At 58.6% G+C, this 25,881-nt stretch carries 24 protein-coding genes and 3 pseudogenes; 13 read left to right on the top strand and 14 right to left on the bottom strand.

What is annotated here, in order from left to right; translation table 11 throughout:
- The first annotated feature begins 10 nt into the window (after positions 1–10).
- Genes NOX35_RS15720 through NOX35_RS15730 form a run of 3 tightly spaced genes read left to right on the top strand, consistent with a single transcriptional unit; the run spans position 11 to position 2,843 of the window.
- Positions 11–1,543, top strand: a complete 1,533-nt coding sequence (locus tag NOX35_RS15720; RefSeq protein WP_256493920.1) for a PepSY domain-containing protein — start codon at positions 11–13, stop codon at positions 1,541–1,543.
- A 23-nt stretch (positions 1,544–1,566) separates the two neighbouring features.
- A complete protein-coding gene (locus tag NOX35_RS15725; protein WP_256493921.1) occupies positions 1,567–2,058 on the top strand; it encodes a MarR family winged helix-turn-helix transcriptional regulator in 492 nt (163 codons plus the stop codon).
- Positions 2,055–2,843, top strand: coding sequence for a DNA alkylation repair protein (locus tag NOX35_RS15730; protein ID WP_256493923.1), 789 nt, complete (start codon positions 2,055–2,057; stop codon positions 2,841–2,843). The genes NOX35_RS15725 and NOX35_RS15730 overlap by 4 nt, the downstream gene beginning before the upstream one ends.
- Here NOX35_RS15730 and fur read toward each other — a convergent pair.
- The 6 genes from fur to NOX35_RS15760 are packed head-to-tail and all read right to left on the bottom strand — an operon-like array spanning position 2,827 to position 6,621.
- Positions 2,827–3,285 carry a ferric iron uptake transcriptional regulator gene (gene fur / locus NOX35_RS15735; RefSeq protein WP_256493924.1) on the bottom strand — a complete coding sequence of 153 codons (459 nt, stop codon included), beginning with the start codon at positions 3,283–3,285 and terminating at the stop codon, positions 2,827–2,829. The two genes, NOX35_RS15730 and fur, sit on opposite strands and share 17 nt — an antisense overlap.
- A gap of 17 nt (positions 3,286–3,302) precedes the next feature.
- Positions 3,303–3,863, bottom strand: coding sequence for a carbonate dehydratase (locus NOX35_RS15740; protein ID WP_182283135.1), 561 nt, complete (start codon positions 3,861–3,863; stop codon positions 3,303–3,305).
- A complete protein-coding gene (gene ykgO, locus NOX35_RS15745) occupies positions 3,860–4,009 on the bottom strand; it encodes a type B 50S ribosomal protein L36 (RefSeq protein ID WP_182283136.1) in 150 nt (49 codons plus the stop codon). The genes NOX35_RS15740 and ykgO overlap by 4 nt, the downstream gene beginning before the upstream one ends.
- A gap of 30 nt (positions 4,010–4,039) precedes the next feature.
- Entirely contained in the window at positions 4,040–4,945 is a 906-nt protein-coding gene (folE2, locus tag NOX35_RS15750; protein WP_256493925.1) for a GTP cyclohydrolase FolE2, read from the bottom strand.
- A gap of 16 nt (positions 4,946–4,961) precedes the next feature.
- Entirely contained in the window at positions 4,962–6,182 is a 1,221-nt protein-coding gene (gene zigA, locus NOX35_RS15755) for a zinc metallochaperone GTPase ZigA (protein WP_256493926.1), read from the bottom strand.
- 46 nt (positions 6,183–6,228) lie between these two features.
- On the bottom strand, positions 6,229–6,621 hold the full coding sequence (locus NOX35_RS15760) for a Fur family transcriptional regulator (protein WP_182283139.1): 393 nt from the start codon (positions 6,619–6,621) through the stop codon (positions 6,229–6,231).
- A gap of 195 nt (positions 6,622–6,816) precedes the next feature.
- Between NOX35_RS15760 and NOX35_RS15765 the strand changes: the two genes are divergently transcribed.
- Positions 6,817–7,281 carry a MarR family winged helix-turn-helix transcriptional regulator gene (locus tag NOX35_RS15765; RefSeq protein WP_256493928.1) on the top strand — a complete coding sequence of 155 codons (465 nt, stop codon included), beginning with the start codon at positions 6,817–6,819 and terminating at the stop codon, positions 7,279–7,281.
- Positions 7,271–7,723: a hypothetical protein gene (locus tag NOX35_RS15770; protein WP_232537960.1), complete on the top strand. Its 453-nt coding sequence runs from the start codon at positions 7,271–7,273 to the stop codon at positions 7,721–7,723. The genes NOX35_RS15765 and NOX35_RS15770 overlap by 11 nt, the downstream gene beginning before the upstream one ends.
- Before the next feature lie 8 nt (positions 7,724–7,731).
- Here NOX35_RS15770 and NOX35_RS15775 read toward each other — a convergent pair.
- The 3 genes and pseudogenes from NOX35_RS15775 to NOX35_RS15785 form a co-directional block, all read right to left on the bottom strand.
- Positions 7,732–7,845, bottom strand: a pseudogene (locus tag NOX35_RS15775) (LysR family transcriptional regulator); the annotation flags it as partial.
- A gap of 160 nt (positions 7,846–8,005) precedes the next feature.
- Positions 8,006–10,240, bottom strand: coding sequence for an NADP-dependent isocitrate dehydrogenase (locus NOX35_RS15780; RefSeq protein WP_182283141.1), 2,235 nt, complete (start codon positions 10,238–10,240; stop codon positions 8,006–8,008).
- Between the two features lie 526 nt (positions 10,241–10,766).
- Complete coding sequence (locus NOX35_RS15785) at positions 10,767–11,054, bottom strand: hypothetical protein (RefSeq protein WP_256493929.1); 288 nt, start codon at positions 11,052–11,054, stop codon at positions 10,767–10,769.
- A 1,227-nt stretch (positions 11,055–12,281) separates the two neighbouring features.
- Between NOX35_RS15785 and NOX35_RS15790 the strand changes: the two genes are divergently transcribed.
- A complete protein-coding gene (locus tag NOX35_RS15790; RefSeq protein WP_256493931.1) occupies positions 12,282–12,461 on the top strand; it encodes a hypothetical protein in 180 nt (59 codons plus the stop codon).
- Between the two features lie 483 nt (positions 12,462–12,944).
- Positions 12,945–13,112 (top strand): hypothetical protein, encoded by a 168-nt coding sequence (locus NOX35_RS15795; protein ID WP_256493932.1) that lies wholly within the window; start codon positions 12,945–12,947, stop codon positions 13,110–13,112.
- Positions 13,113–13,292: 180 nt separating this feature from the next.
- Here the strand turns inward: NOX35_RS15795 and NOX35_RS15800 are convergent, their stop codons facing one another.
- Positions 13,293–13,775 carry a GNAT family N-acetyltransferase gene (locus tag NOX35_RS15800; protein WP_182283187.1) on the bottom strand — a complete coding sequence of 161 codons (483 nt, stop codon included), beginning with the start codon at positions 13,773–13,775 and terminating at the stop codon, positions 13,293–13,295.
- A gap of 373 nt (positions 13,776–14,148) precedes the next feature.
- On the opposite strand from NOX35_RS15800, the gene NOX35_RS15805 reads away from it, so the two are divergent.
- The gene (locus tag NOX35_RS15805; protein ID WP_256493933.1) at positions 14,149–14,442 is read left to right on the top strand and encodes an H-NS family nucleoid-associated regulatory protein; all 294 of its coding nucleotides are present in this window, start codon (positions 14,149–14,151) and stop codon (positions 14,440–14,442) included.
- 51 nt (positions 14,443–14,493) lie between these two features.
- On the opposite strand, the pseudogene NOX35_RS15810 reads toward NOX35_RS15805, so the two are convergent.
- A pseudogene (locus NOX35_RS15810) lies at positions 14,494–15,098 on the bottom strand (DNA adenine methylase); the annotation flags it as partial.
- On the opposite strand from NOX35_RS15810, the pseudogene NOX35_RS15815 reads away from it, so the two are divergent.
- The 3 genes and pseudogenes from NOX35_RS15815 to NOX35_RS15825 form a co-directional block, all read left to right on the top strand.
- A pseudogene (locus NOX35_RS15815) lies at positions 15,098–15,737 on the top strand (IS5 family transposase); the annotation flags it as partial. The pseudogenes NOX35_RS15810 and NOX35_RS15815 overlap by 1 nt on opposite strands.
- 947 nt (positions 15,738–16,684) lie before the next feature.
- A complete protein-coding gene (locus NOX35_RS15820) occupies positions 16,685–20,044 on the top strand; it encodes an EAL domain-containing protein (protein WP_256493934.1) in 3,360 nt (1,119 codons plus the stop codon).
- Positions 20,045–20,659: 615 nt separating this feature from the next.
- A complete protein-coding gene (locus tag NOX35_RS15825) occupies positions 20,660–21,229 on the top strand; it encodes an SMI1/KNR4 family protein (RefSeq protein WP_256493935.1) in 570 nt (189 codons plus the stop codon).
- A 241-nt stretch (positions 21,230–21,470) separates the two neighbouring features.
- Here the strand turns inward: NOX35_RS15825 and NOX35_RS28825 are convergent, their stop codons facing one another.
- The 3 genes from NOX35_RS28825 to xseA all read right to left on the bottom strand — a co-directional run bounded on the left by NOX35_RS28825 (position 21,471) and on the right by xseA (position 24,336).
- Complete coding sequence (locus tag NOX35_RS28825; RefSeq protein ID WP_371878488.1) at positions 21,471–21,698, bottom strand: hypothetical protein; 228 nt, start codon at positions 21,696–21,698, stop codon at positions 21,471–21,473.
- Between the two features lie 387 nt (positions 21,699–22,085).
- The gene (locus tag NOX35_RS15835; RefSeq protein WP_003054032.1) at positions 22,086–22,673 is read right to left on the bottom strand and encodes a superoxide dismutase; all 588 of its coding nucleotides are present in this window, start codon (positions 22,671–22,673) and stop codon (positions 22,086–22,088) included.
- A 316-nt stretch (positions 22,674–22,989) separates the two neighbouring features.
- Positions 22,990–24,336 carry an exodeoxyribonuclease VII large subunit gene (gene xseA / locus NOX35_RS15840; protein ID WP_256493938.1) on the bottom strand — a complete coding sequence of 449 codons (1,347 nt, stop codon included), beginning with the start codon at positions 24,334–24,336 and terminating at the stop codon, positions 22,990–22,992.
- A gap of 441 nt (positions 24,337–24,777) precedes the next feature.
- On the opposite strand from xseA, the gene NOX35_RS15845 reads away from it, so the two are divergent.
- Together NOX35_RS15845 and NOX35_RS15850 are read left to right on the top strand one after the other, a co-directional pair.
- Positions 24,778–25,410 carry a MotA/TolQ/ExbB proton channel family protein gene (locus NOX35_RS15845; protein WP_087082458.1) on the top strand — a complete coding sequence of 211 codons (633 nt, stop codon included), beginning with the start codon at positions 24,778–24,780 and terminating at the stop codon, positions 25,408–25,410.
- Between the two features lie 19 nt (positions 25,411–25,429).
- Complete coding sequence (locus NOX35_RS15850) at positions 25,430–25,861, top strand: biopolymer transporter ExbD (protein ID WP_087082456.1); 432 nt, start codon at positions 25,430–25,432, stop codon at positions 25,859–25,861.
- Positions 25,862–25,881 lie beyond the last annotated feature (20 nt).

Consider the following 25,881-nt stretch of genomic DNA (forward strand, 5'->3'; position numbering starts at 1 on the left):
GAGCCTCGCCATGCGCCTTCACCTCAAACGCTGGCTGTTCCTGCTGCACCGCTGGCTGGGCATTGCCATATGCCTGTTCTTCGCGCTGTGGTTCGTCTCGGGCATGGTGATGATGTACGTGGGCTACCCCAAGCTCACCGAGGCCGAGCGGCTGCGCCACTTGCCGCCGCTGGACGGCACGGCCGCCCTGCTCTCGCCGGCCCAGGCGCTGCGCTCGGCAGGCATCGAGGGTCCGCTCAAGGACTTGCGGCTGCATGCGGGCAGCGCCGGCCGCCCCAGCTATCTGGCCACGCCCGAGGGCCGGCGCCAGCCCGTGGCCATCGACGCGCTCAGTGGCCAGGTACTGCGCGGTACAAGCCAGGCACAGGCCCTGGCCAGCGCCGCTGCCTTTGCGGGATCCGGCCAGGGGCTTCGCTACCTGGGGTCGGTGCAGGAGGATGCCTTCAGCCACTCCCGCGCCCTGGACATGCACCGCCCCCTGCACCGCGTGCAGCTGGACGATGCCGAAGGCACGCTGCTCTACATCTCGGGCACGACGGCCGAGGTGGTGCGCGACGCCACGCGCGGCGAGCGCGGCTGGAACTACCTGGGCGCCTGGCTGCACTGGCTGTACATGTTCCGCGGCAATGCCTTCGATCCCTACTGGGCGGACCTCGTGAACGTGCTGTCGCTGATCGGCATCGCCGTGGCGGTCACGGGAACCGTGGTCGGCGTGATCCGCTGGCGCTTCAGGCGTCCCTACCGCAGCGGCCGGCGCACGCCCTACCCGGGCCGTGCCATGCGCTGGCACCATGTCGCCGGCCTGCTGTTCGCACTGACCACGCTGGCATGGATCTTCAGCGGACTCATGTCCATGAACCCCTGGCGCCTGTTCGACACCGGCACGCCGCCGCTGCGCATGGCCGCATGGCAGGAAGGCTCGCTGGGCGTCTCGCAGGGCGATGCCACGGCGCAGGCGCTGCTGGATGCCGCGGGCGGCCAGGTCCGCGAGCTGCGCTGGATCCGCGCGGCAGGGCGCTCCGAGGTGCTGGCCCGGACTTCGACCGGTGCGCCCCAGGTGCTGGACAGCGCCAGTGCGACCTCCGTGGCCCATCAGCGCGACGTGTTGCTGGCCCGTGCCGCCCGCCTGATCGATGCACCCGTGCTGCGCAGCGAATGGCTGACCGCGCACGACCTGTACTGGTACGAGCGCGCCGAGCACACCATGATGGGCGGCCATGACAAGCCCCTGCCCTTGCTGCGCGTGGTTTTCGGCGATGCGGCGGCCAGCTGGGTGCACATCGATCCGCAGACGGGCCAGGTCCTGGGCCGGATGGACCGCAGCCAGCGCGTCAAGCGCTGGCTGTTCGCAATGCTGCACAGTTGGGACTGGCTGCCGCTGCTGCAGCGCCGCCCGCTGTGGGATGTGCTGCTGCTGGCCTTCAGCCTCGGCGGCCTGATGCTGAGCGCCACGGGCGTGCTGATCGGCCTGCGCCGGTTGCGCCGGAAGCGCGGCCATCATGCCCGGCCACACACATCCACCGAGGCGATTGCACATGGTTAGCCGCCATACTATATGCTTGCCGCATGCAACTCGAACAGAAATACCAGGCCTTGCTGGCCGAAGCCGAGCGTCGCCAGCTGGCCGATGCGGACAGCATCCGGCTGTGCTTCCAGACCCTGTCGCTGGCCGCGCGCACCGACCGTGACTGCGCGGCGCTGCTGGCGCCCCACGGCCTGTCCGAAGGGCGCTTCGTGCTCATGTTCCTGCTGGAAGCCGCTGGCGAGGGCCTGGCCCCCAATCACCTGGCCGAGCAGGCCGGCATCACGCGCGCCACGGTGACCGGATTGCTCGATGGTCTGGAGCGCGAGGCACTGGCCGAACGCCTGCCCGACCCCACCGACCGGCGTGCGCTGCGCGTGCAGCTCACCGCCAAGGGCCGCCAGCTGGCGCGCAGGCTGTTTGCCCAGCACAGTGCCTGGATCGCCGGCCTGTTCGCCAACCTCTCGCCGGCTGAACGCAGCCAGCTGGCCAAGCTGCTGACCAAGGCCGCGGCAGGCATGAAGGCTCCGGCATGACGGCATCGATCCCCCGCCGCAAGGGTGCCAGCCGCAGCGCCGACATCACGCCCGAACTGCTGCGTGCCCTGTCGCTGGGCGAGATAGAAACCGCCACGCTGACCGAAAGCCTGGCCGTGGACCAGGCCCTGCTGCTGCAGGCTGTCTTTCCCGAGGACTGGGCACGGCTGGAGGACACGGCGCAGGCCCTGGGCCAGCTGGGCGTCCTCAAGCGCATGGAGTGCGTGGGCGCCCTGCTGTGGCAGACGCTGGGCCAGGCGGGCTGGGAGCGCTGCCTCACGCACCGCTCGGACACGGCGCGAGGCTGGGCCTGCTTCATGGCCGACGCCCAGCCCGACCTGACGCTGCGCCAGCGATTGGATCTGGTGCGCCCGCTGGCCGACGACGCGCATTTCGGCGTGCGTGAATGGGCATGGATGGGGGTGCGCCCGCACCTGGCCGGCGATCTGCCGCAGGCGGTGGATGCGCTGTCGCGCTGGACGGATCACTCCTCCGAGCGCCTGCGCCGCTTCGCCAGCGAGGCGCTGCGCCCGCGCGGTGTCTGGTGCAGCCATATCGCGGCGCTCAAGCAGCAGCCGGAAATCGCCCTGCCCCTGCTGGAGCCGCTGCGCTCCGATGCGTCCGGCTACGTGCAGGACTCGGTGGCCAACTGGCTCAACGATGCGGCCAAGAGCCGGCCGGACTGGGTGCGGGCGCTGTGCGCCCGGTGGCTGCGGGAATCGCCCCTGCCCGCCACGCGCCGCATCTGCGCGCGCGCGCAGCGCAGCCTCAAGAACCCGGCGTGATCGCCAGGGAGCCCGACGCCGCCAGGTGCTCGCAATCGGGCTTGAGGCAACGCCCATACAAGGTATGGGAGTGCTCGACGATGGCAAATCCATGCGTGCGCGCCAGCAGCCGCTGGCGCTGTTCGATGGTGTCGTCGTGGAACTCCTGCACCCGGCCGCAGCGCGTGCAAATCAGATGGTCATGGTGCCCGCCGTCGTCGAGCTCGTAGACCGCCTTGCCCGCCGCGAAACGCTGGTGACGCAGCAGCCCGGCCTGCTCCAGCTGCGCCAGCACGCGGTAGACCGTGGCCAGGCTGGTGCCCCGGCCCTGGTCGTGCAGTTGTCGGTAGACTTCCTCCGCCGCCAGATGCCGGGCGGATCCGTGGCGGAAGACATCGAGTATCCACAGACGGGCCAGCGTGGCCTTCAACCCCAGATGCTTGAGATCGGTGGAATCGGACATGCGGTTCTCCTGACCGGTCAGAACTCGTTGTGGATGGCCTTGTAGCCATGCACCAGCGCATTGTTGGTGCGTACCACATCCTCGGAGAACTCGCTGGCGTCGGCCGGAACCTGCGCCAGCGTGGCCAGGTCGGTTTCCGGGCCGAGGCGCGCGGTGGACGGTACATAAAAGCCCGCAGGCAGGTGACAGCCATCGACCACGGCGTTGTAGCGCACCACGCAGCCGTCATCGACCACGCAGTTGAACAGCACGCTGTTGAAGCCGATGAACACGCCACTGCCCACGCTACAGGGGCCGTGGACGATAGCGCGGTGGGCAATCGAGGTGTTGCGCCCGACAGTGACGCGCGCGCCGGACTTGGAGTGGATCACCACCCCGTCCTGGATGTTGGAGTGCGCGCCGATCACGATGGGGTCGATGTGGCCGTCCGCATCCATCTCGTCGGCGCGGATCACCGCATACGGACCGATGAAGACGTTTTCCTCCACCACCACCAGGCCGCAGAGGATGGCCGTGGGATCGACGAAGGCGCTCGGGTGGATCCGCGGCAGGTCGCCGCGCGGGTTCTTGCGGATCATCCCTTGCGCTTGTTCTTGGCACCGCCCTGGCGCGCCTTGAAACGCGGGTTGCTCTTGCAGATCACATAGGTACGGCCACGGCGGCGCACGACCTGGCAGTCGCGGTGGCGCAGCTTGGCTTCCTTGAGGGACGAGAGGACTTGCATGGGAAAAGCTCCTGAAGTGGAAGGAAAGGGTCAGAAATCGGTGGGCTCGGCCCAGGCCACGGCATCGTGCGGGTGCAGGCTTTCCAGATGGCGCACATGCACGCGAGGCTGGGCATGGGTGCCCGCCAGGGCCGCCTGGATACGGCGCGCCGCGTCCTCGACGAACATCAGGTTGCGGCCATTGAGCGCGGCAAAGGCCTGCTCGTCGGCCCGCTTGACCGCCGTCTGCACGGGCGTGCCCAGCGCCTGTTCCACGCGGCCGATCAGTGCCAGGATGCCCAGGTCGGGCGCATCGGCGGCCAGGTCCACGCTGACGCGCGCCTCGCTGCGCTGGCTGTGCGCCGTGGCCAGCGTCCCGTGCTTGCGCAGCCAGCCGGCGACGCTCGAAGGCTCGACCCGGGTCTGCCCCTCGAAAGCCTGGAGAAAGCCCTGCTCCAGCAGTTGCCGCGACAGCGCCGCCGAGCAGGGGCAGGTCGAGCAATAGCCCACGCTGACCTGCAGCCGCAGCTGGAACACGCCCTGAGCCAGCATGGCGTCCAGCCGCACGGGGTAGGCCTTCCAGCCTGACAGGTCCCGGGTCACGAGCGCGGGGCGCTGGGTCAGCAGGTCCATGGCCAGGCGCAACCGCGCGCTGCGGCTGGCGCAGTCGCGGTGGCTGTCGATCATGGCCTGCAACGCGTGGCGCAGGCCGAAGGGCGTCAAGGCCGCTTCTTCCGCCAGGCTGTCCAGCTGGCGATAGAGCCGGGACATGTGTATGCCCTTGACATGCGGGGCCGGAAGATCGACCTGCACGTCGGCACGGGCATGCAGTTCACGCCAGTAGCCAGGCTCGGCCACGGTCACGGGCAGGTCTATGCCCTGCATGCCCACCCATTGCAGCGGGCTCAGGCTGGGGGGCGGGTCGGTCAGGGAAACGTCGGGAAGAGGTGCGAGCATGCGGATTCCTGCGGGTTCAATTCCATCCTGGGAAAGGGTTGTGCCACTGTGTCCAGGCCTGCGGGCCCCGGGCCATCTCGCCATCGGTCAGCAGGCAGGCATCCAGGCGCCCGCGCAGCACGGCCTCGTCCATGTCCATGCCGATCAGCACCAGCTCCTGGCGCGCATCGCCGACACCGTCCACCCATTTTTCGAGGATGCATTCCACCGTCTCGCTATCGCGCGGCCAGCGTTCGGCCTCCACGGCCGCCCACCAGTGACCAGCCGGGCCATGGCGGGCCACGGCACCGGCCTGGGACCAGGAACCGGCCAGCGCCGGATGGCTGGCCAGCCAGAAGAATCCCTTGGAGCGCACCACGCCCGGCCATTCGCTTTCGACCAGATCGAAGAAGCGCTGCGGATGGAAAGGCCGGCGCGCACGGTAGACGAAGCTGCGGATGCCGTATTCCTCGCTCTCCGGCCGGTGCGTGCCACGCAGCTCCTGCAACCAGCCCGGCGCCCGGGATGCTGCCTCGAAGTCGAACAGGCCCGTGTCCAGTACCCTGTCCAGCGGCAACCGGCCAAAGCTGGCGATCTCCATGCGGGCACGCGGATTGAGGCCGCGCAGAATGGCCATCAGCCGCGCGCAATCGTCCTCGCTGACCAGGTCTATCTTGTTGAGCACGATCACATCGCAGAACTCCACCTGCTCGATCAGCAGGTCGACCACGGTGCGGGCATCCTCCTCGCCCAGGGACTCGCCGCGCGAGCGCAGGCTGTCCCTCGAGCCGTAGTCATGCAGGAAGTTGAAGGCATCGACCACGGTGACCATGGTGTCCAGTCGCGCCACGTCGCCCAGGCTGCGGCCGTCCTCACCCGCGAAGGTGAAGGTCTCGGCCACGGGCAAGGGCTCGGAAATGCCGGTGGACTCGATCACCAGCTGGTCGAAACGGCCCTCGCGCGCCAGCCGGTCCACCTCCAGCAGCAGGTCCTCGCGCAGCGTGCAGCAGATGCAGCCGTTGCTCATCTCCACCAGCCGTTCCTCGGTGCGCGACAGGCCCGCGCCGCCATCACGCACCAGGGCCGCGTCGATGTTGACCTCGGACATGTCGTTGACGATGACCGCCACGCGCCGGCCCTCGCGGTTGTGCAGGATGTGGTTGAGCAAGGTCGTCTTGCCCGCGCCCAGAAAGCCGGACAGCACGGTCACGGGCAGCCGGGCATGCGGCGGCGGCACCTGCGCTTCGGTATGCATCATGGAATCTCGAAAAAGCGAATCTAGAAAAGCACAATCTCAGCGGCGCTCAGGCGCGGGCTGGCGCGCATGCCGTGCATTTGCCATGCAGCTCGATGTTGGAATGCCCCAGGGCAAAGCGGTTGTTCCGCGCCCAGTGGTCCAGGCAGTGCCCCAGCTGTTCATCGATGAACTCGTCCACATGGCCGCATCCGTCACAGATGGCGAAAGCCGTCATGCCGTGGTCGCAACCCGGGGGATGCGCACAGCACACATAGGCGTTCATCGACTCCAGCCGATGGACCAGCCCCCGCTCGGCCAGCTTGTCCAGGGCGCGGTAGACCTGGGTGGGGGCGCTCAGGCCCTGGCTCCGAAGCTGGTCGAGCAGCGCATAGGCGGAGAGTGGGGCCGCGGCTTGCTGGAGGGTGTCGAGCACCCGTTGCTGGTGGGCGGTCAATGGCATGGTGATTTCCTCTTGAGCGGGTGGCGAGCGTGGCAAACCTTTTTGCACGCAGCGCGCCACGCATTTGTTAAGTTATAACATAACAAATACCCAATGCGCACCGACTGCGCCCCATGACCGGCATCGATGCGCCCAAGCAATTGACAACAAGTCACCAATATTGGAAACTTGTTGTCAATATAAGGAACCACTTCGATGCCACAAACCAAAGTCGATCGGCTGACCTCCACCACGCTGGCCGTATTCCGCCTCAACGGCCTGCTGATCCATTGGGGAGATCGCTTCAGCGAATCCCAGGGGCTCACCAGCGCGCGCTGGCAGATGCTGGGGGCACTGGCGCTCTCGGACCAGGCGCTAAGCGCCCCGCAGATCGGAGACAGGATGGGCGTGACCCGGCAGGCCGCACAGCGGCAATTGAACCTGCTCCTCGACGAAGGCATGGTCGAGGCGCTGGCCAATCCCCAGCACAAACGGTCGCCGCTGTATGCCCTGACACCGCAGGGATGCAAGGCATACGATGCACTGGACCAGCGGTGGCAGGTGCATGTGAAGCAACTGTCCCGCCATTTCGAGGAGGCCGATCTGGTCACGACGCTGAATGTCCTGCAGTCGCTTGCGGCTGCCCACGCCACCCCGCAGGAGCCGTCCGATGCCACGTAAGACCCTGCAGCGGCTGCATGGAACCGCGGCCATGGCAGCCTTGCTGCTGATCGCTGTTTTCTGGTCCATGTCCCTCGTCTCCTGGCTTTGGCTGGGACCCGATGGCACGCGGGCCGTCAAGCAGTCCATCGCCTACGCGCTGCCAGTCCTGGTGCTGGCCATGGCCGTGACCGCCGGCACCGGTGCCCGGCTCGCAGGGGCGGCCCACCCTCCTCTCATCCTGCGCAAGAAGCGCCGCATGCCCTTCGTGGCAGCCAATGCCCTGCTGGTTCTCATCCCTGCGGCGCTATGGCTGCACTGGCGGGCGCAAAGCGGCACATTCGGCACAGGCTTCCATGCCGTACAGGCTGCGGAGTTGCTGGCCGGCCTGTGCAATCTGGCGCTGCTCGGCCTCAACGCGAGGGATGGACTGCGGCTCGGCCGACGCCACCCTGCGACCTGAGGCCGGGTTCAAACCGAAAGCGCAATTCGCTCACGCAACCACTGGTGTGCCGGATCGCGACGACAGCGCCCATGCCAGAGCATCAGCATCTCGAAGCCTGGCACCCGGATCGGAGACTCGACCAACGTGAATCCTGGCTCGCCCCAATGCGGCGGGCCACCGCGGATGAGTCAACCCCGGGCGCCCTGCATGCCTGCGGCTCCCGCATGAAAAAGGCCGGCCACCCTCTCGGGCGGCCGGCCTTGCGGCATGCCAGCCGGGGCCTGGCCCCGGCGCAGTCTCTTACACCAGCGCGTCGATCGCGGCGTTGAAGGTGGCGCTGGGGCGCATCACGGCGTCCAGCTTGGCCACGTCGGGCATGTAGTAGCCGCCGATATCGGCAGCCTTGCCTTGCACTTCCTTCATCTCGGCCACGATCTTGGCTTCGTTCTCAGCCAGGCTCTTGGCCAGAGGTGCGAACTTGGCCGCCAGTGCTGCATCTTCGGTCTGAGCAGCCAGAGCCTGGGCCCAGTACAGAGCGATGTAGAACTGCGAACCACGGTTGTCCAGCTCGCCGGTGCGGCGCGAAGGCGACTTGTCTTCGTCCAGCAGCTTGCCGGTGGCTTCGTCCAGAGTCTTGGCCAGCAGCTTGGCGCGGGCATTGTTTTCCTTGATGCCCAGGTCTTCAAACGAGACGGCCAGAGCCAGGAATTCACCCAGCGAGTCCCAGCGCAGGTGGTTTTCTTCCACCAGTTGCTGCACATGCTTGGGAGCGGAGCCGCCAGCACCGGTTTCGTACATACCGCCACCAGCCATCAGAGGCACGATGGACAGCATCTTGGCCGATGTGCCCAGTTCCAGAATCGGGAACAGGTCGGTCAGGTAGTCACGCAGAATGTTGCCGGTCACCGAAATAGTGTCCAGACCGCGGGCCACGCGCTCCAGCGTGTAGCGCATCGCGCGCACTTGCGAGAGGATGTGGATTTCCAGGCCGTTGGTGTCGTATTCCTTCAAGTAGGTCTGCACCTTCTTGATCAGCTCGGCTTCGTGGGGGCGATAGGGGTCCAGCCAGAACACGGCAGGCATGCCGGAGTTGCGGGCACGGGTCACAGCCAGCTTCACCCAGTCACGGATAGGAGCATCCTTGACCTGGCACATGCGCCAGATGTCGCCAGCTTCCACGTTCTGGCTCAGCAGCACTTCGCCGGTGGCGATGTCCACGATGTTGGCCACGCCGTCTTCGACGATCTCAAACGTCTTGTCGTGCGAGCCGTACTCTTCGGCCTTTTGCGCCATCAGACCCACGTTGGGCACGGTGCCCATGGTCTTGGGGTCGAAGTTACCGTGCCACTTGCAGAAGTTGATCACTTCCTGATAGATACGGGCAAAGGTGGACTCAGGCATCACGGCCTTGCAGTCGTAAGGCTTGCCGTCAGCGGCCCACATCTTGCCGCCCACGCGGATCATGGCAGGCATGGAAGCATCCACGATCACGTCGTTGGGCGAATGGAAGTTGGTGATGCCCTTGGCGGAATCGACCATGGCCAGACGCGGACGGTGCTCCTGGCACTTGTGCAGGTCACGGATGATTTCTTCGCGCTGCGAAGCAGGCAGGGTCTCAATCTTCTCGTACAGATTGGCCATGCCGTTGTTCACGTTCACGCCCAGCTGATCAAACAGCTTGCCGTGCTTTTCGAAGGCTTCCTTGTAGAAAATCTTCACGCAATGGCCGAACACGATGGGGTGGGATACCTTCATCATGGTTGCCTTCACGTGCAGCGAGAACAGGATGCCCGACTCGCGGCAGTCTTCGATTTCCTTTTCATAGAAGGCGCACAGGGCCTTCTTGCTCATGAACATGGAATCGATCACTTCTGCAGCCTGCAGCTTGACCTTGTCCTTCAGAACGATGCTGTTGCCGGACTTTGTCTCCAGCACCATCTTCACTTCGCGGGCCTTGTCAAGCGTCATGGACTTTTCGCCGTGGTAGAAGTCGCCCTCTTCCATGTGCGACACATGGGTTTGCGACCACTGCTTCCACTCACCCATGGAATGGGGATGCTTCTTGGCGTAGTTCTTGACCGCGGCAGGCGCGCGGCGATCCGAGTTGCCTTCACGCAGCACGGGGTTCACGGCAGAGCCGATGCACTTGTTGTAGCGTGCCTTGATGTCCTTTTCGGCATCGGTCGTGGCGGTTTCAGGATAATCGGGGATGGCGTAGCCCTTGCCCTGCAATTCCTTGATCGCTTCTTGCAGCTGGCCCACAGATGCGGAGATATTGGGCAGCTTGATGATATTGGCTTGAGGTGTGAGCGTCAGCTTGCCCAGTTCAGCCAGGTTGTTCGGAGCGCGTTGGGCTTCGGTCAAAAAGTCGGGGAACTCGCCCAAGATACGGCCTGCCAGCGAGATATCGCTGGTCTCCACATTGATGCCGGCCGGTGCTGCAAAAGCACGGATCACCGGCAGGAATGCACTGGTAGCCAGGCGGGGAGCCTCGTCAGTCAAGGTATAGATGATGGTGGGTTGCTGCGTACTCATCTCTTGTCTCAGGTTGTGAAAAAAGGGGGAAAGGTGCCTTGGGCCTGCATCCCGGGCTTGCGCAATGGGGCCTGACACAGCGGGACGACACTTTCTTGATGCAATGCGTTCCCACAATACAAAATTCTACGCGCAACCGGGCCGATTTTTTCAAGTCTTGTACAAGACTCAAGGATTTAGCTCAACTTTCAAAAGGTGTTTTCATTGGGAAACAGGCTTTTCTTCCCGGTTTTCTGCCATGTAAAAAAGTCGCACTGCCGCATTCATCTAGCAGCCATCACAGCCATGCAAGTTGCGAGTTAGAGTTGCGTTGCGCGGCCTTTGGCACAAATTTGCGCGATCTTTGGCACAAAGTAGCACAGGCTTTGGCACCAAGGCTGACAACTTGGCAAGCGTTCAGCGGCCCGTATGTGTTGTTTTGTCGCCAACGGCCAGATCCAACTCTGGCGATGGATGTATCGGCCAGTAGCCTTTTCAGGCTACAGGAGCGGCAGGAAGCGCCCCAAAGAAGACTCTGGGCAGAACATCACGCGCTTCGTCGGAGCGAAACTTGTCCGCCGATGCTCTCAAGGGCGTTACACATCCCATACGCATAACAGTCATCGGCAAGGTACACCTCAAAGATTTCCCGGGCTGCAATCTTCTTCACCACGTTCTTCGCTTCTGCGTGGGACATGGGAGTGCTCAGTTGTAGCGATCGCATGAACAGTTTTTCCACGTAGCCTCCCATGCCGGGAAACCATGCAGCGGTTTCATCCCACCCAAGGACTGCCAACGTGCATGAATTTGAATGTACTTTTTTGGAAGTAGTCATTTGGAAGCCTGGTTGCAACTGATCCGCGAATGTCGCTGAGCGACCCAGAGCTGACCTTTATTGAAACAGCGAAAACAGAGCGTAGATTGCCGTCAGAAACCAAGTGACTCTCTTCGCTGCGGCCGCGCTCTCGGACGTAATTGGGACCAGTTCCACATGCATCCACATTGCGACGTTAATGAGCACCGTGAGCACAACCACGGCCGCTAGCCCGACAGCCATTGGGATGTTCAGCAGAGCAGCAACAATAGAGAGCCCAGCGACTGAGAGAAGCGTTCCCACCCAGATGCCATTTGATGTGCTGGATAGGGCGGCACCGCACTGCTCACATTTTGCTGGCCACCCTCGGGTTGACCATCGCTTTGCCATTTCCGAAATGCCCCTTGCTTGGCAAGTGGGACAAAGCGTTTTCATCATGTTGAACGTCCGTTTCTGGCCGACCTGCAACTGTCGCAACACGACCCAAAGCACCCCAATGAGTCCAAAATCAAGTGCCGCTTAAATGCTGGAAGAAGTTGAGTCCTAGGCAGAGGAATATCCCTCACCCGATCAAACAAGCAATTCGATTCAGGAGCATTTGTTTGGCGCAGGTTGCTCCTGCACAGGTTCAATCAAGCAACGGCCAAAAACCCTTGAGCGCTTAACCAAGATCAACTGCTGCTGCGTTATGTCTGACCTTCCTTGCATCTCACAAAAGTCTACCTCCCCACCGGAGCAAGGTAGTCCGTAGTGAACCTTCAGTGTGCCACTCAACATTGGTTCCTGAAAATTGGAAGACGCGTATATCTGCTCTGGCGGTAATAAAAAATCAGCTCCTAGGAGCAATGCAACGATGAGCAACAGTGTCCGTGCCGAGTTTCTAAGTGCCTTGCGGGTACTTGCCATGGTCTCACGGATTGGCTTTCCAGAAGATATCTGCAAGTAAACAAGAGCTATGCAGAGAAGCACGCCCGCAAGGGTAAGCATGGACTCAAGGGCATCCACAACTAGCAATGAAGATTTGTTCAATGTTGTGCTTCCGGCATATCTCCGCATTTGAGTAGCACATGAGCTTGAAGTCAAATATTGCGAAGTCCGCTCTTGGCCGAAAGCGACAGTAGCAAATGACCTTAAGTCGACCGACTCAGAATTTGGACTTGCTGAACTCGTTCAGAGGCCTCTGAAGCCCACGACTCCCTTTGTCCAGACGACTTTCCCGTCAGCGTCTACCTGCCAGAAAACAAGGGCATGAGTGCTGTACGCGAGAGAGCTTTTGTGCTTTTGGCTGAAGGAGGCATGGCGGATAAGCGGTTCAGTATCACAGGAGCCATGAAAGCTAAAGCCTTGCGCCAAAAGAAATTTGGTCAGAGCGTCTTCGGTCGACCCTGGAGGAAACGCTTCGAGCAGGCGTTGATTGAGTTCTGGTGAAATGGCTAGTTTTCGAATACTCGAAGCTTCTTCTGTCTTAGGTGCAGGGCAAGCGGAAGAGTAACCCTCGCCTGCACTCACCCCATGAAGAATGGCGGGAAGCTCCTCGTTTGCATCGGAACAGGCAGACACAATAAATGCACCTGCCAAGAGTAAAAGAGACCGAAGGCTCCTGGATAACGTCACGGTTAGGAAGCTAGAAGTCAATTTGCACGCATTCATTAGATTGCATAGCCGTTTGTCGTTGAATTCTCGGCGCCCCTAATACTGTGGACTAGAAAATATTTCCACAACACCGGGTGGAAGGGGCCCACTAACCCAACTCCGAAAGACAACTCATGGCCGATCTAAGGCTGTCGCAGACCGTCCCATAGGCAACAGGCAATATTATGAAAGTAACGATAAAATTTTGATCCAAAATTAATTTTTTCACTAAATTTATACGACCTCTTTTATTTTATAAAGGAAGAGATAGCAAATACAATGACAATTAAATACAGATTCGCAAAAGATATAACAAGAGCAACAGATCCTTTTGTTTTATTCTTTAAGCATCGTCTCAATCCAACAATAAAAGGCTCCGAAGAATCTAAATGTTTACTCATAGAGAAAAATATTGGAACAGAAATAATTGAAGAAAAAATAAAATAACAAATTAAATAGAACTCTGTGTCATCTGACATGTCGGTAGCTCTCCTCTAAACACTCCCTGCGACTGGCATAAACACTATGACATATCGGGCTAGGTATGTCTGCTTCTGGCCGTCAGCAGCCCGTCACAAGGGCTGCAATCGACAAACGGCGGCTCACCCCAAGCCATTACCAACTTTCCTAGCTCTCGGAATTACCGGGGGCGTAGAGGCGAAAGCGTAGAAAGCGAACGCCATCGACATCAAACTCGCCATCCTCCTTAAATCCTAGCCTAAAAATCCCTCTAATTCTCTTTCTCGAAGGAGGCAGCAGAATGGTGATGGAAGTCAAGCCGATGCTTGTGAAAGCGAGATTGATAATTTCCTGATAGATGGTTTTGCCACTTCCCCAATATTTTGGATGCAGCACCAAGGCCAAGTCTGCGTCACCTGCTTCATGCTGCAGCCCTCCCCAGCCGGCAAATTCCTGATCTACAAAAAATGCCCATGGACCGTACCCATATTTGGCCCATTGAGCGTCTTTGTTTTCAACCCAATCCTTAGCTTTAACCTCATCGAAATCGGCCCTGCCTAACGGCATTTGGCGTAGCACTTCGGGATTGTTGTTGAGTGCAATGATTTCGGCCAAACCGACTTCGGTAAGACGCTTGAATTCCAGAGTCATGTCTTGACTTTATCTGGATTTGAGTGAATGGTGAAGTACATACATCAGAGGCTATAGCTCAGCCCGCTGACGTCCTCCAGTTGCTCCCTTCAAGCGCACCAACAACCTCTTTCGGAAAAACGTCCTCGGACTTCGTCCTTTTGGAAAGACCTCGCTCATGCGAGCTGACAAGCTTTAGTGCCAGCTTGACTGTACGGCTTCCCCAACTTTTTTCATCGGCTCGATGCTTTTCTGAATTAATACGCATCAAGTTGAGCCACAATGGATGCGTTCACTTTCAATTGAAGTTGAACTAAATGCATAAGCGATGTATCTCATGTATGAGTGCACCAATTTAGTGCTTGCACAAATATTTACAGAGGATATAGTTTTAATGAGCACAAATTCCTACAAAGAATTATTGGCACAACGCGAAGCTCTTGAGCAGCAGATTGCAGCCGCCCGAAAGGCTGAAGTCGCAGGCGCGGTGCAAGAAATCAGAAGCTTGATCGATGCTTTCGGTCTGACGCAGGATGATGTCTTCCCTCCCGCCAAGCAAAAACAAAAGCGCGAGACTGGCTCCGTTGCCCCTAAATACCGCGACCCAGCCACAGGCCAGACTTGGACTGGCCGAGGAAAGCCTCCGGCCTGGATCAAAGATCAAGATCGTTCTAAGTTCGAAATCTAAAAGTGGCCCTCGAGGCCACTTTTTTTATTTCTTGGATTCGCTGCCGCTTCCTCAGAACAGCCCCGCAGGCTCCTCGCTCCTAGTCCAGCTGTAAATCAGCAGCTCGCCACGCTCAACCCGGTTCGCGCCGCCGCCGACCGTGTAGTCCAGTTTCAAAGCCTCCATCTCAAAGTTTTTGAAGCACTCTCGGATGGCAGGATGGTCGTTGATGCTGATGACGGCCTTGCCTTTGATCTCCTTGAGCTTTCTTGCCATCAGCTCGTACTGTGCCCATTCAAACGGCACACCATAGACCTCGGTCTCCCAATAGGGAGGATCAAGGTAGAAAAGCGTGTACGTCCTGTCGTATCTGTCAATGCATTGCGCCCAATCGAGCTGCTCGATGTAGGTTCCACCCGCCATTCGTAGATGGGCAGCCGACAGGTTCTCCTCGATCCGCAGCAGATTGATAGCCGGAGCCGTAGTGGCCGTACCAAAGGTCTGGTCTGCTACTTTCCCGCCAAAGCTCTGCTGCTGTAGGTAAAAGAACCGGGCGGCGCGGTGAATGTCTGTCAAGGTTTCGGGCCTGGTCTCTTGCAGCCATTTAAGACCTGCCTGCTGGTCAAGGCCCACTTGAACTGCCTCACAAACTCTTCCAGATGGTGGGTCAATACACGTCTACCGTCGCCAGAGCAGCTTGCAAGTCCATGTTCCGTACCGATCCAGTCAGAAGGGGCTGCATTTGCTCGTGGACTCCACAGGCATCAAGTTTTTGGGCGAAGGCGAATGGAAATGCAAAAACGCACGGCCCTGCGCGCCGTCGTCAGTGGCGCAACCTGCACATCGGCATTGATGCACAGACACTGCAAATGCGTGCAATTTGCGTGACCAGCAACGAGGTAGTCGATGCGACCGTTGTAGCGGATCTTCTGGTCTAAATTCCTCACCACAAGGGCATCCGGAGTCTTACTGGCGATGCTGCGCATGACACTCAGACTGCCCACGAAGCAGCCATTCAAAGAGGTGCCATTCCCGTCATCCCTCCGAGAAAGAATGCCCGGGTTCGCAAAGGCGATGCCTTTGTGTACCGCAATACGGCTGTCGCCGCATGCCGGCGTTTGGGTCGAAGGATATGGAAAGTGTGGAGCGATTAGCACCGACGAAGCTTGGTGGAGACGAAAATGAACTGCATCAAACGACTGGGCGAACGGGTGATGTCCAAAACCTTTGAACGGCAAGTCAATGGACTGCATATCCGCTCAGCCATCCTCAATCGGTTCACTGAACTAGGGCGTCCGCGGACGGTGGCCGTGTCTGGGGTCAGGGGCCAAGGCTGCAGTGCTGACCGGCAAACACAACCTCGACCCTATCTCCCAATGGGTGATGGCCTTGAGGCAGCGCAGTGGCTGGCAAGAAACCTCCGTGGCTTTTTAGCCAGCAAAAATGGACGCATCCTGTGGGCGCTCACGACACAGGAGCGTACCTACGAAGCAGCCCATATCGCCGAACGCCCCAGGCCACCCGTCTTTGCCGTTGCCTGAGACAGGCACTTCAACATGCCAGACGTGAAATCAAAGATGCAATGAACAGGTCTGACCAGCAGCAGGCAAGCTCGGTTGTTGCATTGTGAGTCGCAAGACGTCACGAGATTTGACTGGAGCCCTGCTGCGCGGTTTGTTTCTTGGAGCGCACACATAGTGCCTAACCCCATCTGTAGATGTGCAGTCTGTTCCTCGTTTCAATCACCTGGATCGTCCTGGCAGACAGGTCCGCCAAAGGTTAATGATCAGCACTTGCATTGACGGGAAGTCCCTGTAGTGCAACAACGCCCTCAAGAATTGAAAAGAAAAGCGAGCTCTTGTTGAGATCTTCACCGTAGAAATTTGCAGCCACTTGAATCCAGCCTCTGTGTAATGCGTCTTGATCGCATCAAAAGCACTGAGAAAGAACGCTATTTATCTGCTGACTACTGAATATCACATTGCTCTGCCGAACTAGCAGACGAACGTTTCAAGACCAACCGACACACAGAATTTCGCAAATTTCGACTCCTCCGCAATGTGAACCAATGACAACAAATGAAACAAATCGCATACTGTTTGTATATTTGAGCTTGTATCTCTCAGTTTGCATGTTGATGGACCCTGCACACTCCTCCTATCTGGAGTGTCTGTATCCCTTGCATGGATGGTGATTTCAGCCTAGGCCCGCGGCAAGTGAAAATGGCTTGTGCCGGCCTGCATCTAGCGTAGGAGCGCGTTCTATGGTGCGGAGGTCTAGTTTCGAGTCTAAGGTTGTCACAGCATTTGGAACAGCCGCACTGGTAGTGATCGCGATGGCACTATCGACGTGGGAAGTTGCAAATGATGCAGCCAAAGCCGCCCAAATGGTGACACATGCACACCAGTTGCTCAACAATATTGATCGCGTCAGAGGCTATTCTCTCCAATCTGAACTAACCACTCAAAATTTCCGCCTGACAGGTAATGCAGAGCATATTGCCGAGCGAAATGCAGCGATGGCTGAACGAGAGCTTTCGCTGGAAAAAATACGCCAACTAACGATCGATAATCCAGATCAACAACGTCGCTGGACAGAGCTGCGTAAAGTCATTGACCAGCGCATGGAAGCTGCACGCCAAATTGAAAAATTGCGCAATACCCAAGGTCAGAAGGCTGCAAATGCATTTGCTGCCACAACTACGCTTGCATCCACGCGCTTGCGCACCTATGAGTTGCTCAGCGAGATGGATACCGAGGCACGCCTGCGACTAGCTCTGGAGGAGGCCGAGCACGCGCAAGCGCGTCATAAGCTGGTGATGGCGGGAACATTGGTCGCTGTGGCACTTATCTTGCTGTTGGGCTCCTCCTATCTTCTGATAAGACGTCAATTGCGCGAAACAGAAGCCAGTCAGCGTGCTCTGGCTGACAATGAAGAAAGCCTTGTGACCACCTTGCACTCGATCGGCGATGCAGTACTCGCAACAGACACTGAAGGGCGGATCACCCGCATGAATTCAGTGGCCGAACAGCTCACAGGCTGGAGTATTAATGAAGCTCAAGGCCGTTCTATCGAGGAAGTATTCAATATCGTTCATGAGCAGACGCGCGAGCCTGCTCACATTCCTGTAGCAACGGTGCTAGCCACCGGGGAAGTGCAAGTACTGGCCGATTACACCTCAATCATTGCCAGAGATGGTACCGAACGTCCAATCTCTGATAGTGCCGCCCCCATCCGCGATTCCAAAGGCCAACTACGAGGTGCTGTGCTAGTCTTTAGGGACGTTACTCTGGAGCGAAAGGCACAACGGATCATCCGTGAGCAAAATGCGTCACTTGAAGCTGACGTGCACCAACGCACTTTGCAATGGCATGAGATTCAAAGCCATTTGCACAACGTCATCAGCGCCGTTCCGGCGCTGATTGCCTACGTTAATGCGCAACAGCACTACGAGTACGTCAACACTCAGTACCGGGAGTGCTTTGCACCTGACCGCGAAGACATCACGGGTGAATCGGTAAGAAAAATCCTCGGAGAGGAACGCTATGCTGTCGCCAATGATTTGATCGGCAAGGTCCTCGCAGGAGAGCCGCAAACATATGATTGGCAGCCCTTTCCAGGAGTTTGGCAGACTATTCAGCATGTTCCCAAACACCAAGCCGATGGAACGGTTGCTGGCTATTACGTATTGGGCACAGATATTACTGAGCGCAAGCACTATGAAGAACGTATCCAGACGCTCAATGGTGAACTTGAACAACGAGTGCATGAGTTAGAGCACATTGGCCGCGGACTGCGAACCTTGAGCGCCGGTAATCGCACCATGCTACGTGCCAGCGAGGAACAGAGTCTGCTTGAGAACATGTGCCGAGCCATCGTGGCTGCAGGAGGCTATGGCATGGCTGCCGTCTGGTATTCGGGTGACGAGCCAGATCAACCACTACGTCCGATGGCCGAGTGCAATTATCCAGGCGGTATCGAAGCACTTCGCAGTCTAGGACTCATGGCAGCCGATACGGAGCTAGGCCAAAGTCTGACATCCAGCGCAATTCGCAGCGGCAAGGTTCAATTTGTCCGAGACATGCGCGTAGATTCCAACCATGTTCGATGGAGAGACATGCTTGGTGAACTAAAATCAGGTTTATCTTGCCCTTTATTGGTTGAGGGCGAAGTCATTGGTGCACTATCCATTTATGACACCGAAACAGACGCGTTCGGCGAAGATGAAATCGCATTGCTGACTGAGTCAGCGGACGATCTAGCCTTTGGTATTTCCATTCTGCGTACACGCTCTGAACAACTACGTGTACAAGCAGAGATGAATCATATGCTGCGCCATGACCCCTTGACTGGACTACCCAATTCGATTGAATTCAGGGAAGTTCTGACTGCGAAAATTGAGGGCAGTTCTTCGCATCCAGAACCAATCGCGGCTTTGCAATTCAATATTGAGCGCCTCCGAGAAATCAACGAGGTGCTGGGTTTCTCTAATGGGGACCAGATTCTTAGAGACTTCGGAGAGCGCCTAAGGCAAAGCATTCCTGATTCTGCGCATATTGCGCGTTTACGTGGAGACGAATTCGCAGTATTGGCGCCCACTCTGGATAGAGGTTCTGCCGTAGCCTTGGCCGAAGAATTGGAAAAAACCATCTCCCGCCCTTTCCCGATCGCAGATATTGAATTGGATGTCAGCGCAAGAGCTGGCATAGCTTTGTTTCCCGAACACGGCACAACTGCCGATGAACTATTGCGTCAAATGGGAAAGGCCACCTATCAAGCCAAGGCCCGCGGATTGAGCCAGTGCGTATTTGATCCGTCGCATCAGAAAAATCAAGCGGGACGCTTGACCATGGCAGGGGAACTTCGGCGAGCCATTGCAGGCAACCAGCTGCGACTATTTTTACAGCCAAAGGTTGATTTTTCCTCCGGGCAAATCTGTGGAGCAGAGGCCTTGGTACGCTGGATGCATCCGCTTAAAGGACTAATTCCTCCCGGATTGTTTATCGACTTGGCTGAGCAAACAGGTTTGATCAAGCCTTTGACGGAATGGGTCATTGTCGCAGCCCTTGATCTGCTGCAGGGCTGGCAGGCAAAAGGTTGTGCTGTTCCTATTGCAATCAATCTCTCCGCGCGAAACTTCAAAGATGAACAGCTTTTCGCCAAGTATCGCCAATGGCATTCAGAGCGCTCTGTGTCAACCGGACTATTGGAAATCGAGATTACGGAAAGTACCGTAATGGAGCATGCTGAATATGCTCTACGAGCACTGAGTGAGATGAGCGATGCTGGGATTCCTCTTTATGTGGATGATTTTGGAACAGGGTACTCCTCATTGAGCTATCTACAAAAACTACCAGTAGATTACATCAAGATCGACAAATCATTCGTTTCTGCAATGCATCGCGACCGGGATTCCGCCACGATTGTGCGCTCCACCATTGATCTCATACATGATCTCGGACGCAAGACAGTTGCCGAAGGTGTGGAGACCAAAGAGCACTGGGACCTGCTCAAGGATCTAGGCTGTGATATTGCACAAGGGTACTACATCGCTAAACCTATGCCTTCCAGCGATTTCCAGCAATGGGCCAAAGATTTCAAAAAAATGTCAATTACAGGATAGCTCATTTCTTCGGGATAACCAATTACATCGAAATCACGCATCTAGCAACAGAAAAAAAATAGACTCAAAAATAGCATAGATACGCCTGAAACTTCATGCCGAAAAATTCTATGGAGACAGCGGACAACTAATTCCTATCGCGATTCAAATAATTCGACGGCTGCAAGCCTTATTCCGTTACCCTTGCACTTCGCACCTTCAGAGCTGAATATATTCTCACATCCGACCTCATACGAGATTGGAAACACTTGAATTCATAAGCGCCAGGCATCTATTTGATTTAAATGACATTCAAAGATCGGACGCAGACCTTATACTGCCCTGCCTCAGATTGAATTCCAAGCACACAAGAATCGTTTCAAATGCGCACCACGCAAAAAGCAAGTATGCCAGTGGCACTATGCTGATCGCTATCGTCTATGGATTCAACTGGTGAATGCAACACAATGCATGCCTCTGGCGGAGGGAGTGCTGGCATGAAGCAAAGACCGCGGATTTACTACACTGAAAATCCAAAGAGCCGCACTTTGTACCCAAGCAGTCATTTCCCAACACCCGCTGCCAGTCCGACCTCGCTGTCCAATTCACTTACCTCGGACTACTACGCCTGCCACCATGACACCTGATCAATATCTTGCGCATTTGCATGCTGTGTATGCTGCATTCCAGCTACGCTTTCACCCCTTGCCTCCGGCCAGCGAACAGGATCTGGCCGCTTTGGCCGCCGCGCTGGGGCCTCTGGATACCGATCTTGCCGCATTCTGGCGCCTGACTGCAGGCAGCAGCACCGACAGCACCCAGCCCCTGTTTCAGCGGCCAGGCTATGTGGATGCACTGGACCTTCTCACGCCAACACAGGCCATGGCCCAGGCACTCCGCATGGAAAAGCGGGCCCAGCGCATGTGGAATCTGGCCGGCCCCGCGTCCCAGGACCCACGCCTGAGCGGGCGCTGGTGGCACGCCGGCTGGCAGCCGTTTGCCAGCTTCTATGGCGACATCGTGCTAATGGCCGATCATCATCCCGGCCCTGAAGGACAACGCGGCCAGATCATTGCCTATGTGCACGACCCCGACCAGATCTACTGGATTGCCCCCAGCTTCTCAGCCTATCTTCAAGCGTCCGCCGACTCGATTGACGATGACAGGGAAGAGTTTTTGAATGGGCCACTGGACGAGCAGGAATAAGCGGAGCTCTGAGCTACTCCCCGGCCTGAAGGCAATAACTGGACAGCGTGGCCGAGTCCATGAAGGCCTCTTCAATGTAAACGCGGCGGGCCAGCTCCTGCTCGGCCTCCCCATATCACCATCAGCGGCAGCAGATGCTCCTCCAGCGGATGGGCCATACGCGCGCCGCGGACCCGATCCCAATCGGCCAACCAATCGAATCGTCAAACAGCTTGGAAGGCGCCGCCCCACGGGGCCGAAGCTAGGCATATTGTGATAAATGGACGTGGTCGTAGCCTCGCTGGTCGTCAGCCCGCACGCCCTCTCCAGCTTGCGCCAGCAACTGCTGCACCCTGCCTGCCAGCTCAGACGAGCCAGGCGCACGGTAATGCAGGCTATAGGTGTGCGGCAGAAAGCCTCTGTAGTCATACATGCCAGGATGGGCAGCACTCTGCCCGGTGAAAACCGGCACCTCCCAGTGGGCGGACATCGCAATACGGCCCTGGGCCTGCGCACCAGTTGGCGCGGAATATTGCGTAAACCCTCTGCCATCAGCGCATGCCAGCCGTGCATCTCGGGCACCCGGGGCCAGGGGCCGGCGCCATGACAGAGAAAGTACACGGGCATGCGAGCACCTGCCTCTACTAGCCCGGAAACCGCCTGGGTGCTCAGGCTTTCACACTCCTCCATGCCAGTCTCTCCCAAGCATCAATAGGCCCTCAAAAAACATAGATGCATGCGCTTTCCCTATCAAAACTGGAGACCTAAAAATTTTCATTCTTGACAGACAGGCATAAAAAAACCTCCTTGCGGAGGTTTTTTGCCAACGATCAGGTCCGAGCCCTACAGCCGCAGACCCGATGCCGTGTTGCCGTGATCAGGCAGCGAAGTTGGCTTCGGCGAACTTCCAGTTCACCAGCTTTTCCAGGAAGGTTTCGACAAACTTGGGACGCAGGTTGCGGTAGTCGATGTAGTAGGCGTGCTCCCACACGTCCACGGTCAGCAGCGCCTTGTCAGCGGTGGTCAGAGGGGTGCCGGCAGCACCCATGTTGACGATGTCCACGGAACCGTCGGCCTTCTTCACCAGCCAGGTCCAGCCCGAACCGAAATTGCCGGCAGCGGAAGCAACAAAAGCCTTCTTGAACTCGGCGTAGGAGCCCCACTTCTTGTTGATGGCATCAGCCAGAGCGCCTGTAGGCTCTGCACCGCCATTGGGGGTCATGCAGTTCCAGAAGAAGGTGTGGTTCCAGATCTGGGCAGCGTTGTTGTAGATACCACCGGAAGACTTCTTGACGACTTCTTCCAGATCCATGTTTTCGAATTCGGTGCCCTTTTGCAGGTTGTTCAGGTTCACCACATAGGCGTTATGGTGCTTGCCATGGTGGAATTCCAGGGTTTCCTGGCTGTAACCGAACGGAGCCAGTGCATCGATAGCGTATGGCAGGGGGGGCAGAGTGCGTTCCATGATGGTTTTCCTCGTGGTTGAAATGTTTGGGAGCCGTCCAGTGCCAAGGCGCCTGAGCGGTGACCGCTGTGCCGACGGGCACATTGCTGTACTACAGACGTCAAGTATTGCACTAACCGAACCATTGTAGAAAGAACTGAGTGGCTACGCGCCACTCACCAGGACTATTGCTCACGCTGCCAAAAGCATGCGCTCACGGCTTACAGCGCATGAATACTGGCCCCTTTTGCATTGCCTGCGCGGATTGCAAAAGAGTTCTGATGAAGAACCCGGTTAGCGTGCGGGTGTTTTGCGGCCAGCTTGTGGCTGGCGAGCATCAAAGCAGACGCGGCTGAGTGACCACCACATCCACCGCCCCGTCCGACAACTGAGCCTTCAGCGCCGCTCCCGGCACGGCCTGCCTGACCTGGGTCACAGCCCTTCCCTGCTCATCCGTCAGCAAGGCATAGCCGCGCTGCAGAACCAGGCGCGGGTCCAGCAGCTGCAAGCGCAGGTCGATACGATCAAGCGTTTGCTTTTGCTGCTCCAGATTGCGCTGGAAGATATTAGAAAAACTGACCTGTAGCGCTTGCTGGCTCTGCGCAAGCCGCTGTAGTTTTAATAGCATGGCATGACGCAGACGCTGCACCTGCCGGCTGAGTTGCAGCTGGTTGCGCGCCAGCTGCTCGCTGGGCCGACCCAGGCGCTGGGCCGCGATATCCAGGCGTTGGGCCTGGCGATCCAGCGCACGCTGCACGGCATTGTCCAGACGGTCCTGCATCAGACCCAGAGTCCCCAGCCAGACCTCGCGCGGCTGGGCTACCAGCTCGGCTGCCGCCGTGGGCGTAGGCGCGCGCAGGTCGGCGCAGAAATCGGCAATGGTGAAGTCGGTTTCGTGACCCACGCCGCTGATTAGCGGCACCGGGCTTTGCACAATGGTGCGCGCCAGTTGCTCGTCGTTGAAGGCCCACAGGTCTTCCAGCGAGCCGCCACCGCGCACCAGCAAGATGGTGTCAATCACCGGCTGCCGCGCGGAATCAACACGCAAGTCGCCGCTGGCCTCTTGCCCCTCTTGCGCCAGGCGATACAGTTTTAATAGCGCCTGCACAAGCGACTGCGGTGCCTGGGGCCCCTGTACCAGGGCCGGAACAATTACCACCGGAATATGCGGCACGCGGCGGCGCAACGCCGTCACCACATCGTGCAAGGCTGCCGCCCCCAGGGAAGTGACCAGGCCAATACCGCGCGGCAAAGGCGGCAGCGGCCTCTTGCGCGCAGGGTCGAACAGTCCTTCGGACTCCAACTGGGCCTTGAGGCGCAGAAACTGCTCGAACAAGGCCCCCTGCCCGGCTCGCTGCATGCTCTCCACCACCAGTTGCAGATCGCCACGCTGCTCGTAGACGCCTAGGCGCCCTCTGACTTCGACCAGCTCGCCATCACGCGGCAAGAAACCCACCTGCTCGGCCGCACGACGAAACATGGCGCAGCGAATCTGCCCGCTCGCGTCCTTGAGGTTGAAATAGCAATGCCCGCTGGCAGCACGCGAAAAGCCGCTGAGCTCGCCGCGCACCGCCACCGGATTGAAGCGCGCCTGCAAGGCATCGCCAATGGCGTGGCATAGCGCGCCAACTTCCCACACATGCGGCGTGGCTGCTGGGTTTGGACGTTCAAACAGTGAATTCATGCGGTGTCAGCGAGGTCTTACGCGGGCCGGATTCTCCACAGATGTCGGCGTCCAGCCCTGTCGGCGACAAAGCCAGAAAAATCCTAAACAGCACATGAAGAACATCACCCATCTTATTGATTTAAAACAACTTATAAGGCTTCACACAGGTGTCAAACTCGTAACAAGCCTTTAGAGCGAAGCAGATGACTGCCCGGCATAGCAACTAGATCACAAAGTTATCCACAGATTTCTGTGCTATACGCGAAAGCATTCGCAAAGAATCGCAAGCTCTTTGTGATTGCTCTGTCGCTCCAAGCTCCGTGCACTTCAAGCGCTGCCGCACGATCTTGCTGCGCTGACTCAAGTCGGCTGCATGAGGCCTGTAAAAACGGGTCGCAACGGCACGGCAGTGGGTCATAATCGTCGGCTGCAATTTCTGTACGACGAGGGAGAGCAACGTTGCTGTCGATCATACAAGCCGCAGGATGGCCTATCTGGCCTTTGATTGCCTGCTCGATTTTGGCCCTGGCCCTGATTTTTGAGCGCTTTGCCTCGCTGAAAGCCAGCAAGGTCGCGCCGACCAATCTGCTCAATGAAGCGATTTCGGTCTCCACCAAGCACTTGCCCAGCGCTGAAACCACCCAGCAACTGGCCCAAAGCTCGGTATTGGGTGAGGTTCTTGCCACTGGTCTGCGTACCCGCCAGGCACATCCCGAAAGCAGCGAGGAAGAGCTGCGCTCGGCCATGGAAGGCGCGGGCCGCGCCGCCGCCCACAAGCTGGAAAAGTATTTGAGCGCCCTGGCCACCATTGCCTCGGCCGCTCCGTTGCTGGGCCTGTTGGGCACGGTGATCGGCATGATCGAGATTTTCGGCTCCCAGCCCGGAGCCAGCTCCGGCGCCGGCAACCCCGCCCAGCTCGCCCATGGCATCTCGATTGCGCTCTACAACACGGCATTCGGCCTGATGGTGGCCATTCCTTCGCTGATCTTCTGGCGCTATTTCCGCGCCCGTGTGGACGGCTATCTGCTGGGCATGGAACTGGCGTCCGAGCAGTTCGTGCGCCACCTCGGTCGCCTCAAGCCGGCCAAGTAAGAAGCGGAACACATCCACCATGAACTTCCGTCCTCGTCACCGCGATGAGCCAGAGATCAATCTGATCGCCTTCATCGATGTGCTGCTGGTGGTGCTGATCTTTTTGATGCTCTCCACCACTTACAGCAAGTTCACCGAACTGCAGCTGACCCTGCCCGTGGCCGACACCGAGCAGCAACGCGACCGCCCCAAGGAAATCATCGTCGGCGTCTCCGCTGACGGCCGCTACTCCGTCAACAAGCAGGGCGTGGATGACCGCAGCGTCTCCTCTGTTGCTGCCGCCCTGTCCGGCGCGGCAACAGCGGGCAGTGACAGCGTGGTCATCATCAGCGCCGATGCCAACTCCCCGCACCAGTCAGTGGTGACCGTCATGGAAGCGGCCCGCCACGCAGGACTGTCGCAAATCACGTTTGCCACCCAGACCTCGGCCAGCGCAGGCAAGGCCAACTAGGAACTCGCTGTCCCTCTTTT

The organism is Comamonas sp. C11 (assembly GCF_024496285.1).
Lineage (GTDB): Bacteria > Pseudomonadota > Gammaproteobacteria > Burkholderiales > Burkholderiaceae_C > Comamonas > Comamonas testosteroni_F.